Genomic DNA, 15358 nt, shown 5'->3' on the forward strand with positions numbered 1-15358 from the left:
GTCAGGCTCCTCGGTTGTTATCGGATACGTGCTGGCGAGAATCGGGCTCGGGAGTGGAGCCTGCGGAATGACCCACAGGCTCGGGGATTCCGGCGCGGAGTTGTTGGAATGCGTTCTCCACGAGTGCTTTCGGAGTGTTCTCTCCGCCGGGGTCGTTGATCCACAGGTTCAGTGCGGAGGTCACGGCACCGCCGACTGCCATTTGCAGCAGGTTGGGGTAGAGGTCGGAATCGATATCGGTTCCGGTGCGTTCGGCGATTGCCTCGCCGAGTTTGCGGGTGAGCGAGTGGTGCATTTCGAGCTTGCGTGCCATCAGCGCCGGGTTGGCCTCGATGAGTCGTGCTGCGGCGAATGTGTCGTCGAGGTCGCGGCCGGGGTCGGCGACGAGGTTGACGGCGATGTGCTGCAACGAATCCCAGATGGGCTCGGCCTCGGGTCTGGCGCGAAGCAGCTCGAACCATTCCAGAGCCGAGGCCTCGATGTTGTGGAGTACCGCTTCTTCCTTGTTGGAGAAGTAGTTGTGGAACGTTCGGGTCGACACTCCGGCTTCGTGTGCGATGGCGTCGGCCGTCACGGCATCGAGTCCGTGCTCTTTTCCCAGACGGACCGCGGCAATGCCGAGGGCGTCGCGGGTGGCTGCCTTCTTCTGATCGCGAAGGCCGGTCGGGGTGGTCACCCTGTCCAACATACGGAAGTTGCACAGCTCGGCAAGTTTGCAGAGCTGTGCAATATTGACGACCGCGCCACATCGGCGGCCGACTGTGACTCAGGTCATCGACGGGACCATGCGGTCGGCTCGCTGATCAGCTCTCCGACAAAATCCGGGAGGTCGTCGTCGACGATGTCCGCCAGCGATACGGATTCGAGAACCGCACGCAGATTGACCCGGACGGCCAGCCACACCCGCGTCAACGGCTCGGCGGGACCGGCGTACTGCGCATCCTCGGGCCGTTGCCCGCGCACCGACGCGAGCGGCCCCTCGACGGCACGCATCACGTCCGCGACGGAAATGTTCGACGCCTCCCGCGCGAGCCAGTATCCGCCGTCGGGTCCCCTTCTACTTCGCACCAACTCGGCGCGACGCAGGTCGGAGAGCACCGACTCGAGAAATTTGTGCGGTATCCCTTGAGCGGCGGCAAGCGCCTCGGCCTTGGCGGGTGCTCGGCCGCCGACCGCGGCGAGTTCAACGAGAGTCCGCACCGCGTAGTCCGCTTTCGCCGTGATGTGCACGATTCAATTCCTATCATTTCGATAGGAAATTAGCGACCGGGTACGTACCGATGTTCGACGGCTCTGCGCCCGTCGGGCAACACCCAGTCCGCGGGCGCGGTACCGGTCCTGATCCAACCCGACTTCCCGTAGAACGCGATCGCCGCAGCCGAGCCCTGTTCCACGTGCAGTTCGATAGCAACCGACCGTTCCGCCGCATACGCCACTGCGGCGTCCAACAAGGCCGCGGCTGCGCCTGTGCCCCGACACTCGGGACGGACGAACAATCGCGAGACCACCAGCCCGTCGTCGACCAGGTCGAGTGCCAGGTGGCCGACGATCCGGTCATTCGACTCCGCTACCCATGCGGCGACCTGCGTTGCCGAGTGCAACCAGGCGGCCGGATCCTCGGGCCACAGTGCGGGATACCCGTCGGCCTCGTGCACCGTCGCCAGCGCGGTCACACAGAACGCCATATCCCCGGAACGGCGGCTACGAATTTTCACGCGTCGAGACTACGATCACCATACTGTCGTTACACTTCGAACAGCAGTGTCACGCACGGAAGGCCGTACACATGAGGGACCAACTCGCATCGGCGTGGAACTCGCTACCCGAACCGCTGCGGGATCCGGTTGCCCTGGCCGTCCCCACGTTCGCGCTACTGCTGGCGATCGAGTGGATCGCGGCGAAGAAACTCGAAGACGGAACCCCCGGCGCGTATTCGGCCCGAGACGCACGGGCGAGCCTGAGCATGGGTTTGGTTTCGATCGCAACCACGACGGTGTGGAAAGCGCTGGCCCTGATCGGCTACACGGCCATCTACGTCTACATCGCGCCGTGGCATCTACCCGCCGATGCCTGGTACACGTGGGTCATCCTGATCCTGGGCGTCGATCTGCTGTTCTACGGCTACCACCGCATTGCGCACCGAACCCGACTGATTTGGGCGACCCATCAGGCTCACCACTCGAGCGAGTACTTCAACTTCGCCGCGGCGCTGCGGCAGAAGTGGAACAACAGCGGCGAGATCATCATGTGGCTGCCCTTGCCGCTGCTGGGGATGCCGCCGTGGATGGTGTTCGTGGGCTTCTCGATCAATCTCGTCTACCAGTTCTGGGTACACACCGAACGGATCGACAAGTTGCCGCGGCCGTTCGAGTTCGTCTTCAACACGCCTTCTCACCACCGCGTCCATCACGGTCGCGATCCGCAGTACCTCGACAAGAACTACGGCGGCATCCTCATCGTCTGGGACCGGCTGTTCGGCAGCTACGCAGACGAAGTGCAACGGCCGAACTACGGGCTGACCAAGCCCGTCGACACGTTCAACATCTGGACGCTCCAAACACACGAATACCGCAACATCGCACGGGATGTCGCGGCATCGAGGTCATGGAAGGAACGCGTCGGATACGTCGTCGGACCGCCGGGATGGACACCGGCGGCCCCACGAGAACGGGCTACTGCCGACTCAGATTGATCAGGAAGTCGACCGTTCCCGAACCCTCGACGGTCACGAATCCGAGCGACGGCGGCTCGATGCCGTAGTCCGACCACGTCGTCGGAATTGCGCCCGACGCGATGAGCGTGTCACCGGACTGCAGCACCTCCATCTCGACCGACACCGGGCGCGTCTGATCCTTGAGCGTCAATGTCCCTTCCGCCGTGACGGTTTGGGTGGTGCCGTCCTTGGGCAACGACGAGAGGTCGACGGACTGGTCGATGGTGAACGTCGCCGTCGGGTACGTCGCGGTGTCGAAGATGTTGCCGCGGAACTGACCGTCTCGACGATCACTGTCGGTGGTGATCGAATTGGTCTGCACCACAACCTCACCGGCGGTCAACGAATTGTCCGCCACGGTCACCGAGCCGCTGACCTCGGGCGTCGACCCGACGACGGTCACGTCCGATCCGTTGAGCACCTCGTCGACGGTGTAGCCGGCCGCGGTCTTGTTCGACGCATCGCCTGCCGTCACCGTCCATGTGCCGTTCAGATCGTCGGTGGTGGCGGCCTGCGCACCGGAGGTATCGACGGTCGCCGCCGGAGCGTCGTCCTCCTGGAAGGACGCGTAGATCTTGGGGCCGAAATACAGCCCGAGGGCCACGAGCACTACGACAACGACGCCGACTGTCCACCATTTCTTGGTCATGACCGACGATGATAGTTGCAGCTTCAAGCCCATGGGGAGTGAGCGACCTGGCAACTCCCTGAGAATTTTGTCCGATTACCCCGTGCGCAGGTGTCGGTGGTGCCAGGCACAATGGAGTTCATGGATCCGGTGGAGGCACTTCGTGAGATCGGCTTCTGGCTCGAGCGTTCGCGCTCGGACACCCATCGCGTCAAGGCCTACCGCCGAGCCGCGGATGTCGTCGAATCGCTCTCTCCTGCACAGCGATCCGAGCACGAGAAGGCGGACAGCTGGTCGTCGTTGGCCGGAATCGGTGCCAAGACCTCGCTGATCATCCGGCAGGCGCTGACCCAGGACGTTCCTGACTACCTGGCCGAACAACGCGATGCCGCAGAACCCATCGGCAACAACGCACTACGAGCCGCACTCAAAGGCGACCTGCACACCCACTCCAATTGGTCCGACGGCGGCAGCCCCATCGACGAGATGATGCGCACCGCCAAGAACCTCGGGCACGAGTACTGCGCGCTGACCGATCATTCACCGCGGCTCAAGGTCGCCAACGGACTCAGCGCCGAGCGTCTGCGAAAACAACTCGACATCGTCGCCGAGCTCAACGAGCAACTCGCGCCGTTCCGCATCCTCACCGGAATCGAAGTGGACATCCTCGACGACGGTTCGCTGGATCAGGACGAGGGATTGCTCGCCGAGCTGGACGTGGTGGTGGCCAGCGTGCATTCGAACCTGCGGGCCGATTCTGTGGCGATGACGAAGCGCATGGTCACCGCTATCGCGAATCCGCACGTCGACGTACTCGGTCATTGCACCGGACGACTGGTCGAGGGCGGCCGGGGAAAGCGGCCAGAGTCGACGTTCGACGCCCCGGTGGTGTTCGAGGGATGCCGACAGTTCGGCACCGCGGTGGAGATCAACGCCAGGCCCGAACGCCAGGACCCGCCCGAGCGCCTGATCGACATCGCCCTCGAACGCGACTGCCTCTTCTCCATCGATACCGACGCACACGCACCGGGCCAGCTCGACTGGCAGGGCTACGGCTGTGTCCGCGCCGAAGCCCAAGGCGTTCCCGCCGATCGCGTCATCAACACCTGGTCGCTGTCCGAGCTGCTCGATTGGACGGCTCAGGGCACGTGAATCGTCGCCACTTCCTGTCCGGCCTGCTCGCTGTCACGCTGGTCGGCTGCAGTTCCACGGACACCGCATCCTCACCGACCACAGCAGAGACGTATTCGGCTGCACTGCAACCTGTTTCGGGACCGACCGGAGATCCGATCCGGCTGAAGTACGGGTACCAACCCGACAACATCGGAGACCTGTATCTCCCTGCCAACACTGCGACGTCACTGCCTGTGGTGGTGATGATCCACGGCGGTGGATGGCAGGAGAACCTCGATCTGTCGTACTTCCAGCAGATGTCCAAGGCCATCGCAGACCAAGGCATCGCCGTGTGGAACGTCGAGTATCGGCGCGGTCCGAACAATTGGGCCAACACCCTCACCGACGTCGACGACGCCACCGAGGCACTGGCAACCGTCGTACAGAACGCCGCCGACGGGCGACTCGACCTCGATCGAGTGCATGTCGCCGGACATTCGGCCGGCGGACAGCTGGCCGCGTGGGTCGCTGCGCGTCACCTGATGCCGATCGACGCACCGGGAGCAGACCCCAGAATCCGACCGCGCAGTGCCACCATCATGGCCGGGGTGTTCGACATGAAACGAGCGGCGAACATCGGCAACGACAAGTTCGTGCCCGCATTCCTCGGCGGCATGCCCAACGACGTTCCCGGTCGATACAAGATCGCCTCCCCCATCGAATACCTCCCGCTCGACGTCCCGTTGACCGCGCTGCACGGTGATGCGGACCAGACCGTGTCGGTGAACCAGAGCCGCGTGTACGTCGACGCCGCGACCCGCGCAGGGAGCACGGACCCCGAGCTGGTCGTACTGCCCGGAGCCGGACACGGAGCGTTCCTGGACCCCAAGCACATCGCCTGGTCCACCGCACTGAGCACCATCACCGGGCGCGCGCAGACACTGCTCTGAGCCGCAGGTGGTACACAGTGGCGATGAAACGAAAGATCGCGACCGGATTGCTCGGGCTGATCGTGGCCACCTCTGTAGCCGGATGCGGCGACGACGCGTCGACCGAGAACGCGTCGACCACGTCCGTTCAGGCCACGTCTGCTCAGGCCGCTCCGGCTACGACGACGCAGGCGACCACGGCAGCTGCCACGCCGACGGCCGATGCACCCGCTGACAGCCCGGCTCCCGAGGCCCCGCCCGCCGCCGATCCAGCCGACCCCGGAGTGACCGGAGGAACCGGAGGCGTCACCGGCGACGATCTCTACCGACAGACCTGCACCCAGTTTCTCCCGTCCATCGATGCACTGGAGCAAACCGGAATATCCGACCGCGCAAAATCCGTCGAGGGTCTGCGCAGCGAAATGACCACCGCGCCGAGTTGGTCCACGGTGCCCGAGGCCGATCAAGGCGAAATTCTGCGGGGACTCGACGCCGCGGGCGCGGGGCAATGCTGAGCGTCTGAGCCCTGGGGATTCGATGCCCGGGCCCTGGCGATCCCGCCCGAGCCCTGCTGATCTTGGGCCCTGGTGATCCCGCAAACGCGCGCGCGTTTGCCAGGTGCGCGCGAAAAAGACCCCGAATCGGTGGCGAATCTGAACGCATCTGACAAATGCGCGCGCGTTTGCCGCGTAACACCCGCCCGGTGATCCCGCCCGGGCCCTGGGGGTTCGATGCCCGGGCCCTGGTGATCCCGCAAACGCGCGCGCGTTTGCCAGGTGCGCGCGAAATAGACCCCGAATCGGTGGCAAATTCGCTCGCGTCTGACAAATGCGCGCGCGTTTGCCGGGCAACACCCAGCCACCCCACCCCGCGCACAAAAAAACTCCCCACCCGACGGATCGGGTGGGGAGTTCTTGGCGGTGGCGGAGGGATTTGAACCCTCGGAGGGGGTGAACCCTCACACGCTTTCGAGGCGTGCTCCTTAGGCCGCTCGGACACGCCACCGCAGAAGACTGTACCGGAATGAGCGCCTGAGGCTAAATCGCCTGCTCAGAGCACAAAACCTACTTACCGGTGAGCTTGTCCTTGATGTTCGAGGCCGCGTCCTTGACCTTCTCGGCACCGTCTTTGAATGCGGCGGAGGTCTGATCGCCCTTGCCCTCTGCTTCGAGGTCCCTGTCTCCGGTTGCCGAACCTGCGGCTTCTTTTGCCTTGCCGCCGAGGTCTTCGGTCTTGTTCGAGATCTTGTCGTCGAGTCCCATGAGTGTCTCCTTCGCAAGTTCGGAGCGCAGCGTTGCGCCCTGCCCTCCACCCTCCCCAATGTTGGACATTCCGGCCACCCCGTGACGAGATCGTTATCTCTGGCGGGCGAAGAACTGGGTCAGCACTTCGGCGCATTCGGCTTCCAACACTCCCCCGCGCACCTGTGGGCGGTGGGTGAGTCGACGGTCTCGGACGACGTCCCACAGCGAGCCGACGGCCCCGGTTTTCGGTTCCCAGGCTCCGAACACCACGGTGCCGACGCGGGCCGCAACGAGGGCACCGGCGCACATCGTGCAGGGTTCCAAAGTGACTGCAAGAGTGCAGTTTTCGAGTCGCCAGCCGTCTCCGTGGACGGCGGCTGCTCGACGCAATGCGAGCACTTCGGCGTGGGCAGTGGGGTCGCCCGACGCCTCCCGCGCATTGCAGGCTCGCGCGATCTCACGTCCCGACGCGTCGTACACGACGGCTCCGACGGGGACGTCGGCGTCCGATGCCTCGGCTGCGGCCGACAGCGCTGCGCGGATCATGTCCGCGTCGGGCAGCGGCATCGGTTACCGCCGCAGCTTGTTCACCGCTGCGGCGAATTCGTCCTCGAAGCCCAGGCGCTCGGCGATCGATTGCAGTTGTTCGTCCGGGTAGTCGTCGGTCTCGGCGACGATGATGCCCAGGACTGCCTCGGGCAGGCCCAGGTCGGCGAGGAGAGCGAGGTCGCCTTCCTCGTAGGGTTCGATGTCGTCGAGTTCGTCGGGGTCGACGTCGGGGATCTCGATGTTGAGTGCGTCGAGGACGTCGGCGGCGATTTCGTAGTCGACGGCGGCGACCGCGTCGGACAGCAGTAGGCGGGTGCCGTTGGGTGCGGGACGCAGAATGACGAAGAATTCCTCGTCCACGTCGAGCAGTCCGAACACCGCTCCCGAGCTGCGTAGTTCACGCAATTCGGTTTCTGCTGCCGACAGGCTGGTCAGTGCGTCGTCGGACAGTGGCGTCACGGTCCACTTGCCGTCCTCTCGGACAACTGCAACGCCGAATCCTTCGAGGTCGTCGTACTCCGATGCGGAGGCACGGTTGTTGTTCGCGCGCTGTGCGGCCATGTGCGCAACGGTAGTCCGGTAGGTGCCGGTATTCGAAGTCCACCTCCCTTGGAAGTCACCCACCTGTGCCAATCTGATCGGGTGACTTCTTCTTCGGTGTGCGTTCTCGGTCTGGGACTGATCGGTGGGTCGATTCTGCGGGCGACGCACGACGCCGGTCGCCGGGTGTGGGGCTGGAACCGATCGGCCGACGCGATCGCCGGGGCTGCGGACGATGGCTACGACGTCGGCACCGATCTGACAGCCGCTCTGACCAGGGCTGCAGACGAGGATGCGCTGATCGTCATCGCCGTTCCGATGCCTGCCGTCGACTCCGTTCTGCAGGCCATCGCCGAGCACGCACCCGCCGCCCCGATCACCGACGTGGTGAGCGTCAAGGCCGAGGTTGCCGCGGCCGTCGCTGCTCGCGGACTACAGGCCCGCTATGTCGGCGGCCATCCGATGGCGGGTACCAATCATTCGGGCTGGGCGGCGACGGACCCGGCACTGTTCACCGACGCGGTCTGGGTGGTGTCCACGGACCCCGGGGTCGATGCGGACGTGTGGGTGCGGGTGGCTCAGCTGGCCCTGGACTGCGGCTCGGTGGTCGTTCCGGCCGGCAGCGTCGAGCACGACAGTGCCGTCGCCCGCATCTCGCACCTACCGCATCTGCTGGCCGAGGCGTTGGCGATCGTCGGGGCCGCGGGAGGGCCGTTGGCGCTCGGGCTCGCCGCGGGGTCGTTTCGCGACGGCACCCGGGTGGCGTCCTCGGCCCCCAATCTCGTCCGTGCGATGACCGAGGGCAACGCGACCGCGCTACGAACCGCGCTCGACGAGGCGCTGCATACGCTCACCACAGCGCGCGAAAAATTGAACGAGAACTCGACCGAAACGCTGGTCGACGCCGGACACGCAGCGCGACTGCAGTACGAGCAGCATCAGCGATTCGACATCACCGACGTCACCCCGGGCGAGCCGGGGTGGCGAGAGAACCTGCAGGACGCGGGGCGACGCGGTGGCGTCGTGCGTCAGATCCGCTCGGCGAGTCCCGGGTAGTCGACGACGAAGCCGTCGGCGTCGACCGTCACCGACGATGTCGAGACCGGCGAGATGACGTGGATGCCGTGCGCGCCGCTGCTGTAGGTCAGCGTCGCTTCCTGGATGCTCAGATCGAGGAGGTTGACGTAGACCGTCGGCACCTCGAGGTCCTGGACCTGGGTGTGCAGACCGAATCGTCGGATCGGCAGGGTGTTGAAGAACGGGCTGAGCACCATGTCGACGTCGAGGGCACCGCTGTAGGTCGAGCGCTGGTGGTTGGCGGAGTTCTCCACCATCCAGTAGCCCTCGTCGTCGCGGCTGACCGAGGCCTGCCGGTCACCCGACGCGAGCGACGTGCGCACCGAGAGCCTCTTGGTGACGCCGTATTCGTCGGTCACCAGGTCGTACGACGCACTGAACGCGGGATGATCACTGCAGGCGGCACCGATGATGCGTCCGGCAGCTTTGATGCGGTTGCCGGAAAGCTGGACGCGCACGGACTCCATGCGGGGAACGTCGTGCGCTCGCCACGTCAGGATCGAGGGCCAGGATTTCGCGTCGGTGGTGGCGGTTGCGGGAACGGAGACGTGCTCTGCACCCGATGCTTGAGTGATCACAGGTCCTACGGTATGCGACAGGGCCCCCTGTAGAACAAGCGGACGCGACTTTTCTTTGCACCGACCCGGCCGTTCATGCTGCATTCGGCCTCGGCCGACCCCGTCGACGTCGACTTCTGGCCCGCTACCGTGTGCGACGCCTTACAGCGGCCGGGCCCTGTCGATTTCGCTCACGATTACTAAGGTGATGGCCGTGACGACAGGGAACCCAGGCGGCGGCCAGTTCGATTTCGCGCATTCCGAGCAGGCCGCGAAGAGCCGACAGGACAAGGCGACCGCTCTGGCGCGCTACGTCTGGGAGCGCGGCATCAGCGGCGCGGAACTGCTCGATCTCACCGACGCCACCCGTCGAAAACTGGCCCGCGCAGCCGACCTGCATCCACCGAGCACGATGGAAACGTGGACCATCGTGGCCGAGTTGCTCGACCGCAAATCCGCGTGGGCGGCCGAGCACCCCGGTCACGACGGGGCGACGCCCCAGCACGCCGACGAGAAGATCATGTGGGTCAAACCGCCGATCACCCCCTGGACCTAGACGAGCGAGTCCTCCCACGCCTCGTGCAGGTGTGCGAAGCGGCCCTCTCCCGCAATGAGGTCCGCCGGGGTGCCGTCCTCGACGATGTTCCCGTCCGCCATGACGAGGACGCGGTCCGCGATGGCCACCGTCGACAAGCGGTGCGCGATGATCAACGCCGTCCGGCCCTGCAGAATCGTTTCGAGTGCGCGCTGCACCAACCGCTCGCTCGGAATGTCGAGACTCGACGTCGCCTCGTCGAGCACGATCACCGACGGCGCAGCGAGGAACACCCTCGCAAAGGCCACCAATTGCCTTTGGCCCGAGGACAATCGGCCTCCGCGCTTACGCACGTCGGTATCGATCCCTTCGGGGAGCGAGGCAATGAACTCGGTCAGTCCGACGGCATCCGCGGCAGCGCGGACCTCGGCGTCCGTCGCATCGGGGCGTCCGAGGCGGATGTTGTCGGCCACCGAGCCGGAGAACAGGAACGATTCCTGTGTCACCATGACGACGTTGCGGCGCAGGTCTTCGTCGGAGATGTCGCGCATGTCGATGCCGTCGAGTCGCACGGATCCGGCGGTCGGATCGTAGAAGCGCGCCAACAGCTTTGCCAGCGTCGACTTTCCGGCTCCGGTCGCGCCGACCATGGCAACCACCTGTCCCGCGGGCACATGCAACGAGAACTCCGGCAGCACGACGCGCTCGGTGCCGTAGGAGAAGTGCACGTCGTCGAACGTGATGTCTCCCTTCACCGTTCCGATCGACACCGGGTTTTTCGGGGCAACCACCGACGGCTCTTCCTCGAGTACGCCGGAGATCTTCTCCAGCGCAGCGGCGGCCGACTGGTAGGCATTGAACACCATCGCCAGCTCGTCGAGCGGGCCGTAGAACCGGCGAAGGTACAGCACGTACGCGGCGAGCACGCCGACGTCCATGTGGCCGTTGATCACTCGCCAGCTACCGAACACCAGGATGATCGCCAGAGTGACGTTGCCGATCCACCGAACGATTCCGGTGTAGCTCGCCATGCCGCGCAGGGCCGCGGCGGTGGCGTCCCGGTACTCCGAGTCCTCGGTCTCGAGAATCGCGTCGTTGCGACCTTCACGCCGAAAGACCTGTACGGCACGGATTCCGCCCATCGACTCCACGAAATGAACCACCACACGCGCGATCGCCACCCGTGTTCGACGGTATCCCTGGCGTTGGCGTCGCTGTGACCACCGGGTGACGAGCACCAGCGGTACGAAGCCGGCGAGCACGATCATCGCCATCGGAACATCGAGATACACGAGGATGACGGCAATCGAGACCATCGACAGGATGGCCGTCAACGCGTCGTTGAGCGCACTTTCGAGCAGTGTCTGCAACGACTCCACGTCACTGGTCAACCGCGAGATCAACCGTCCCGACGTGTATTTCTCGTGGAACGACAGACTGAGTTTCTGCGCGTGGTCGAACACGCGTCCACGCAGGTCGTAGAGAATGTTCTGACTGAGCCGGCCCGAGACGGTGAGAAACGCGTAGGTGGTGAACATTCCGAGCAGGCCGAAGCCGGTGTATCCGCCCACGGCCCACAGCAGCGGACCCCAATCACCCTGTCCGGCAGCACCGACGCCGCTATCGAGGGCGTAGGCGACGAACAGCGGGCCGGCCACATAGGTGATGTTGTCGATCAGGATGATGACGAAAGACAGCAGGGCCTGCTTCTTGTACGGGCGCACCAGCGAGGCGAGCAACCGCCGAGAACGTCCGGCCAGCACCAGGTTTCCGGTGGCGTCGACCTCCGAGTCCTCGCCGCCCACTCCCCGCCAGTCTGCGGTTGCGGTCTGCTCAGCCATGGATCGACCCCATGACGTCGCGGTACCGCGGCGACGACGCCAGCAGTCCCTCGTGCGTTCCCTGCTCCACAATTCTTCCGTTCTCCAGATACAGCACCCGGTCGGCCAACGCTGCAGTCGACGGTCGGTGAGCCACCAGCAACGTCGTCGAATGCGCCAACACGCGCCGCAATTCCTTCTGCACTTTCGCTTCGGTGTCCACGTCGAGTGCCGAGAGCGGGTCGTCGAGCACCAGCACCCGCGGCTTGCCCAGCACCGCACGGGCCAGTGCCAGTCGCTGCCGCTGCCCGCCCGACAAGCTCATGCCCTGCTCACCGATGCGCGTGGCCAGGCCCCACGGCAGCCGGTCGACGAATTCCGTTGCGTGGGCAATCTCCAGCGCCTCGGTGATCTCGGCATCGGACGCGCCGGGAGAGCCGAGCGCGATGTTCTCCCGCGCACTGGCCGAGAACAGCACCGGATCCTCGAACGCTACCGAGACGATCGAGCGCAGATCGGCCAGGCGCATCGACGCCACATCGATACCGTCGATCGAAATGGTGCCCTCGGTGGCGTCGAACAAGCGAGGAACGAGGTTCGTCAGTGCCGTCTTTCCGCTGCCGGTGTTGCCGACGAGCGCAACGGTCTCCCCCGGCTCGACGACAAAACTGACATCGGTGAGCAGCGGCGAGGACGCGTCCGGAAAGGTGAATCCGACGCGGTCGAACTGCACTCGGCCACGGATCTTGTCGGGCAATTCGACGGGGTTGTCCGGATCCGTCACGGTCTCCGGGGTGTCGATGATCTCCCAGTACCGATCCGCCGCAGTCCGCGCATTGTTCAACTCCGCCAGCAGGTATCCGAAGGATTCGATCGGCCACAGCAGGAACGTGACGATGGCAATGGCAGCGACGAGCGTGCCGACCGTCATCGTGCCCTGCACGATCGAGTAGGTCCCCACGGCCAGAATCGCGCCGATGGTGATCGGCTGCAGTCCGACGATCACCGCCCAGATGATCGCGAGATAGCGCACCTTCTTCAGCTCGGTACCGCGAAGAGTGTAGGCCTGACGCAGAAACTGCTTGCCCAGGTGTGCACTTCGCCCGAACGCCTTCAGAACGCGGATGCCCTGAATGGACTCCTCGACCGTCGTCGTCACATCGCCCGCTTGGTCCTGAGCATCGCGCGCGACGACGCGGTACAACGTCTCGAACCTGGTGCAGGCGATCACCAGCGGAACCGATGTCACCAACATGATCAGACCCAATTGCCATGCCTGAACGAGCAATACGCCGATACCCACGACGAGCGTGACGGCATTGATGATGATGAACGGACCGATGAACGCCATGAACCGGCGCAGCGACCCGAGATCGGCGATGGCACGGGAGAGCAGCTGACCCGATTCCCAACTCTCGTGCGCCGCGACCGACAGCCGTTGCAGCTTGTCGAATACCGTTGCCCGAGCACTGATCTCGAATTGGCTCGACGGGCGGGACACCAGGTATCGACGCACCCAGATGCCGGCCGCGTCGATGGTGCCGAGCAGCAGGATCAAAGCCGCGGGCCACCACACCGCGGAAAAGTTGCGGTCGGCGATGGGCCCGTCGATGACGCGTTGCATCACCAGCGGAATGACGAGGCCGGTGAGGGTCGCGATGAGCGAGACCACGATGGAGCCGATGTAGAACCACTTGTACGGGGCCAGGAACGGCGCGAAACGCTGCAGCGACGTGGGTGTCCGCGCAGCATTTGGGTTCGACTCAACGACGGTTGGAGCTTCGGGGTCGAGCACACCCGTGGACACGTGTTGTTCTCCTTATTGCGGTGCCCGAATGATTTCATTGCTCAGGCTCAGTTTCCAACCGATTTTCGGCGGCGTGCATTCCAGTGTGGAACCTCGAGCGCGGTCGAGGTCAAGTTCGACCGACGCTCAGCTCGCGGACGCTCAGCTTGTAGACCCTCAGCGCACCGACTCTCGAGTAACGTGAACCCGTCGGGCGAGAGAAGGGCATACGTGAGCACACGGTCGATGGTCGGGTTGTTTGCCGGTATCGGCGGGCTCGAGCTGGGGTTGGCCGAGGCAGGGTGGACGACGCAGCTGTTGTGCGAGATCGATCCGGGTGCCGGCGCGGTGCTGTCGGCGCGCATGCCGAACGTGCCGCTGCACACCGACGTCACCACACTGCGCAGCCTGCCCACCGGCACCGAGCTCGTGGCCGCCGGCTTCCCCTGCCAGGATCTCTCCCAGGCCGGACGGACCGCAGGCATCACCGGGGCTCGTTCCGGGCTGGTCGACGAGGTGTTCCGGCTGGTCTCACGTCGCCGCGGCCCGCGGTGGCTGTTGATGGAGAACGTGCCGTTCATGCTGCAACTCGGACGTGGCGCAGCGATGCGACACATCACCGACGCGCTCGAGGACCTCGGCTACATGTGGGCCTACCGCGTCGTCGACGCCCGTGCGTTCGGGTTGCCGCAGCGTCGACAGCGCGTGGTGATGCTGGCCTCGCGCACCGACGATCCGCGTGAGGTGCTGTTCTCGCAGGATGCCGGGCCGTTGCCCGACGGCGATCCGACTACTCAGCCCTGCGGCTTCTACTGGACCGAGGGCACCCGCGGACTGGGCTGGGCCGTCAACGCCGTCCCCACCCTCAAGGGCGGTTCCTCCCTCGGCATCGCCAGTCCGCCGGCCGTCCGGTTGCCGTCCGGGGAGATCGTCACGCCCGGCATCATCGGGGCCGAGCGACTGCAGGGGTTCGATCCGGACTGGACGCTGCCCGCGGTCGAGCGCGCCGGAGTACGTACCGGGCATCGCTGGAAGCTCGTCGGTAACGCCGTCAGTGTGCGGATGGCGTCGTGGGTGGCCGGTGCACTCGACGACCCGAAGCCCTACGACGTCGCAGGCGACACCGCATTGCTGCCCGGTCAGGCCTGGCCGACGGCCGCGTGGGGCCGAGACCGCGCGAGCTTCAAGGTGACCGTCTCGACCATGCCGGTGCACGAACCGCCCGAGGACCTGATCGACTTCCTGGACGACTCCACCCTGCTGTCGGCGCGAGCCACGGCCGGGTTCCTCAAGCGCGCGCGAGCCGGCAACCTCCGCTTCGCCGACGGCTTTCTCGACGACCTCGACGCCCACCTCGAGCGCATGGGTGGGTACACGCAACGGGTGTCGGTGTGAGCGCGAAACGCCCCGTCACCGATGCGAAAACCAGTGCACGGCTCAGTAAGCAACGCCGCCGCGACACCAAGCCAGAAGTGGCGCTGCGTCGTGAGTTGCACCGACGAGGACTGCGCTATTTCGTCGACCGCGCCCCGCTGAAGGGCATGCGGCGTCGAGCAGATCTGGTGTTTCCCCGACGCAAAGTGGCGGTCTACGTCGACGGCTGCTTCTGGCACAGTTGCCCCGTCCACGCGACGAAACCGCGCAACAACGCCCAGTGGTGGGCCGACAAGCTGGCCGCCAACGTGGCCCGCGACCGCGACACCGACACCCGCCTGATCGAGGAAGGCTGGCGCGTCGTGCGGATCTGGGAACACGAGGACCCGGTCGTCGCCGCCCAACGCGTCGTCGATGATCTTGCTGCAGATCCGATAGTGACCGACTGAAACCCACAGCACTCCCCGCGCGTCCAACCTGATGATCGGTCGAT

18 protein-coding genes and 1 tRNA gene are annotated in these 15358 nt (G+C 65.2%); 8 read left to right on the forward strand and 11 right to left on the reverse strand.

Annotated features, from left to right (window positions below):
* Window position 1 precedes the first annotated feature (1 nt).
* From CH281_RS08790 to CH281_RS08800, 3 genes are all read right to left on the reverse strand, one after another.
* Window positions 2-688: a TetR/AcrR family transcriptional regulator gene (locus CH281_RS08790; RefSeq protein ID WP_179274148.1), complete on the reverse strand. Its 687-nt coding sequence runs from the start codon at window positions 686-688 to the stop codon at window positions 2-4.
* An 83-nt stretch (window positions 689-771) separates the two neighbouring features.
* On the reverse strand, window positions 772-1230 hold the full coding sequence (locus CH281_RS08795; RefSeq protein ID WP_027494603.1) for an RrF2 family transcriptional regulator: 459 nt from the start codon (window positions 1228-1230) through the stop codon (window positions 772-774).
* Between the two features lie 29 nt (window positions 1231-1259).
* On the reverse strand, window positions 1260-1715 hold the full coding sequence (locus tag CH281_RS08800; protein ID WP_204847052.1) for a GNAT family N-acetyltransferase: 456 nt from the start codon (window positions 1713-1715) through the stop codon (window positions 1260-1262).
* Window positions 1716-1786: 71 nt separating this feature from the next.
* Between CH281_RS08800 and CH281_RS08805 the strand changes: the two genes are divergently transcribed.
* Complete coding sequence (locus CH281_RS08805; RefSeq protein ID WP_094693782.1) at window positions 1787-2692, forward strand: sterol desaturase family protein; 906 nt, start codon at window positions 1787-1789, stop codon at window positions 2690-2692.
* On the opposite strand, the gene CH281_RS08810 is transcribed toward CH281_RS08805, so the two are convergent.
* Window positions 2673-3362, reverse strand: coding sequence for a YceI family protein (locus CH281_RS08810; RefSeq protein WP_094693784.1), 690 nt, complete (start codon window positions 3360-3362; stop codon window positions 2673-2675). The two genes, CH281_RS08805 and CH281_RS08810, sit on opposite strands and share 20 nt — an antisense overlap.
* Window positions 3363-3482: 120 nt before the next feature.
* Between CH281_RS08810 and CH281_RS08815 the strand changes: the two genes are divergently transcribed.
* The 3 genes from CH281_RS08815 to CH281_RS08825 are packed head-to-tail and all read left to right on the forward strand — an operon-like array spanning window position 3483 to window position 5898.
* Complete coding sequence (locus CH281_RS08815; protein WP_094694004.1) at window positions 3483-4493, forward strand: PHP domain-containing protein; 1011 nt, start codon at window positions 3483-3485, stop codon at window positions 4491-4493.
* Entirely contained in the window at window positions 4490-5404 is a 915-nt protein-coding gene (locus CH281_RS08820; protein ID WP_094693786.1) for an alpha/beta hydrolase family protein, read from the forward strand. The genes CH281_RS08815 and CH281_RS08820 overlap by 4 nt, the downstream gene beginning before the upstream one ends.
* A gap of 23 nt (window positions 5405-5427) precedes the next feature.
* The gene (locus CH281_RS08825; RefSeq protein WP_094693788.1) at window positions 5428-5898 is read left to right on the forward strand and encodes a hypothetical protein; all 471 of its coding nucleotides are present in this window, start codon (window positions 5428-5430) and stop codon (window positions 5896-5898) included.
* Between the two features lie 400 nt (window positions 5899-6298).
* Here the strand turns inward: CH281_RS08825 and CH281_RS08830 are convergent.
* The 4 genes from CH281_RS08830 to CH281_RS08845 form a co-directional block, all read right to left on the reverse strand.
* Window positions 6299-6388, reverse strand: a tRNA-Ser gene (locus CH281_RS08830).
* A 59-nt stretch (window positions 6389-6447) separates the two neighbouring features.
* Window positions 6448-6645 carry a CsbD family protein gene (locus CH281_RS08835; protein ID WP_027494609.1) on the reverse strand — a complete coding sequence of 66 codons (198 nt, stop codon included), beginning with the start codon at window positions 6643-6645 and terminating at the stop codon, window positions 6448-6450.
* Window positions 6646-6738: 93 nt separating this feature from the next.
* Window positions 6739-7194, reverse strand: a complete 456-nt coding sequence (locus CH281_RS08840) for a nucleoside deaminase (RefSeq protein ID WP_027494610.1) — start codon at window positions 7192-7194, stop codon at window positions 6739-6741.
* Between the two features lie 3 nt (window positions 7195-7197).
* Window positions 7198-7737 (reverse strand): tRNA adenosine deaminase-associated protein, encoded by a 540-nt coding sequence (locus CH281_RS08845; protein WP_027494611.1) that lies wholly within the window; start codon window positions 7735-7737, stop codon window positions 7198-7200.
* Window positions 7738-7800: 63 nt separating this feature from the next.
* Between CH281_RS08845 and CH281_RS08850 the strand changes: the two genes are divergently transcribed.
* A complete protein-coding gene (locus CH281_RS08850) occupies window positions 7801-8772 on the forward strand; it encodes a prephenate dehydrogenase (RefSeq protein WP_373453879.1) in 972 nt (323 codons plus the stop codon).
* On the opposite strand, the gene CH281_RS08855 is transcribed toward CH281_RS08850, so the two are convergent.
* Entirely contained in the window at window positions 8745-9260 is a 516-nt protein-coding gene (locus CH281_RS08855) for a putative glycolipid-binding domain-containing protein (protein WP_027494613.1), read from the reverse strand. The two genes, CH281_RS08850 and CH281_RS08855, sit on opposite strands and share 28 nt — an antisense overlap.
* Before the next feature lie 298 nt (window positions 9261-9558).
* Here CH281_RS08855 and CH281_RS08860 point away from each other — a divergent pair, with 298 nt between their 5' ends.
* Window positions 9559-9906 (forward strand): hypothetical protein, encoded by a 348-nt coding sequence (locus CH281_RS08860; protein ID WP_032368652.1) that lies wholly within the window; start codon window positions 9559-9561, stop codon window positions 9904-9906.
* Here CH281_RS08860 and CH281_RS08865 read toward each other — a convergent pair.
* Both CH281_RS08865 and CH281_RS08870 read right to left on the reverse strand, forming a co-directional pair.
* Entirely contained in the window at window positions 9903-11726 is a 1824-nt protein-coding gene (locus CH281_RS08865; RefSeq protein WP_094693790.1) for an ABC transporter ATP-binding protein, read from the reverse strand. The two genes, CH281_RS08860 and CH281_RS08865, sit on opposite strands and share 4 nt — an antisense overlap.
* Window positions 11719-13512 (reverse strand): ABC transporter ATP-binding protein, encoded by a 1794-nt coding sequence (locus tag CH281_RS08870; RefSeq protein ID WP_057472519.1) that lies wholly within the window; start codon window positions 13510-13512, stop codon window positions 11719-11721. Before CH281_RS08870 ends, CH281_RS08865 begins: the two co-directional genes overlap by 8 nt.
* 225 nt (window positions 13513-13737) lie before the next feature.
* Here CH281_RS08870 and CH281_RS08875 point away from each other — a divergent pair, with 225 nt between their 5' ends.
* Window positions 13738-14886 carry a DNA cytosine methyltransferase gene (locus CH281_RS08875; RefSeq protein WP_179274158.1) on the forward strand — a complete coding sequence of 383 codons (1149 nt, stop codon included), beginning with the start codon at window positions 13738-13740 and terminating at the stop codon, window positions 14884-14886.
* On the forward strand, window positions 14883-15314 hold the full coding sequence (locus tag CH281_RS08880) for a very short patch repair endonuclease (protein WP_032388004.1): 432 nt from the start codon (window positions 14883-14885) through the stop codon (window positions 15312-15314). Before CH281_RS08875 ends, CH281_RS08880 begins: the two co-directional genes overlap by 4 nt.
* Window positions 15315-15358: the final 44 nt, after the last annotated feature.

Origin of the sequence: Rhodococcus sp. 06-221-2 (assembly GCF_002258365.1) — a bacterium.
Lineage (GTDB): Bacteria > Actinomycetota > Actinomycetes > Mycobacteriales > Mycobacteriaceae > Rhodococcoides > Rhodococcoides fascians.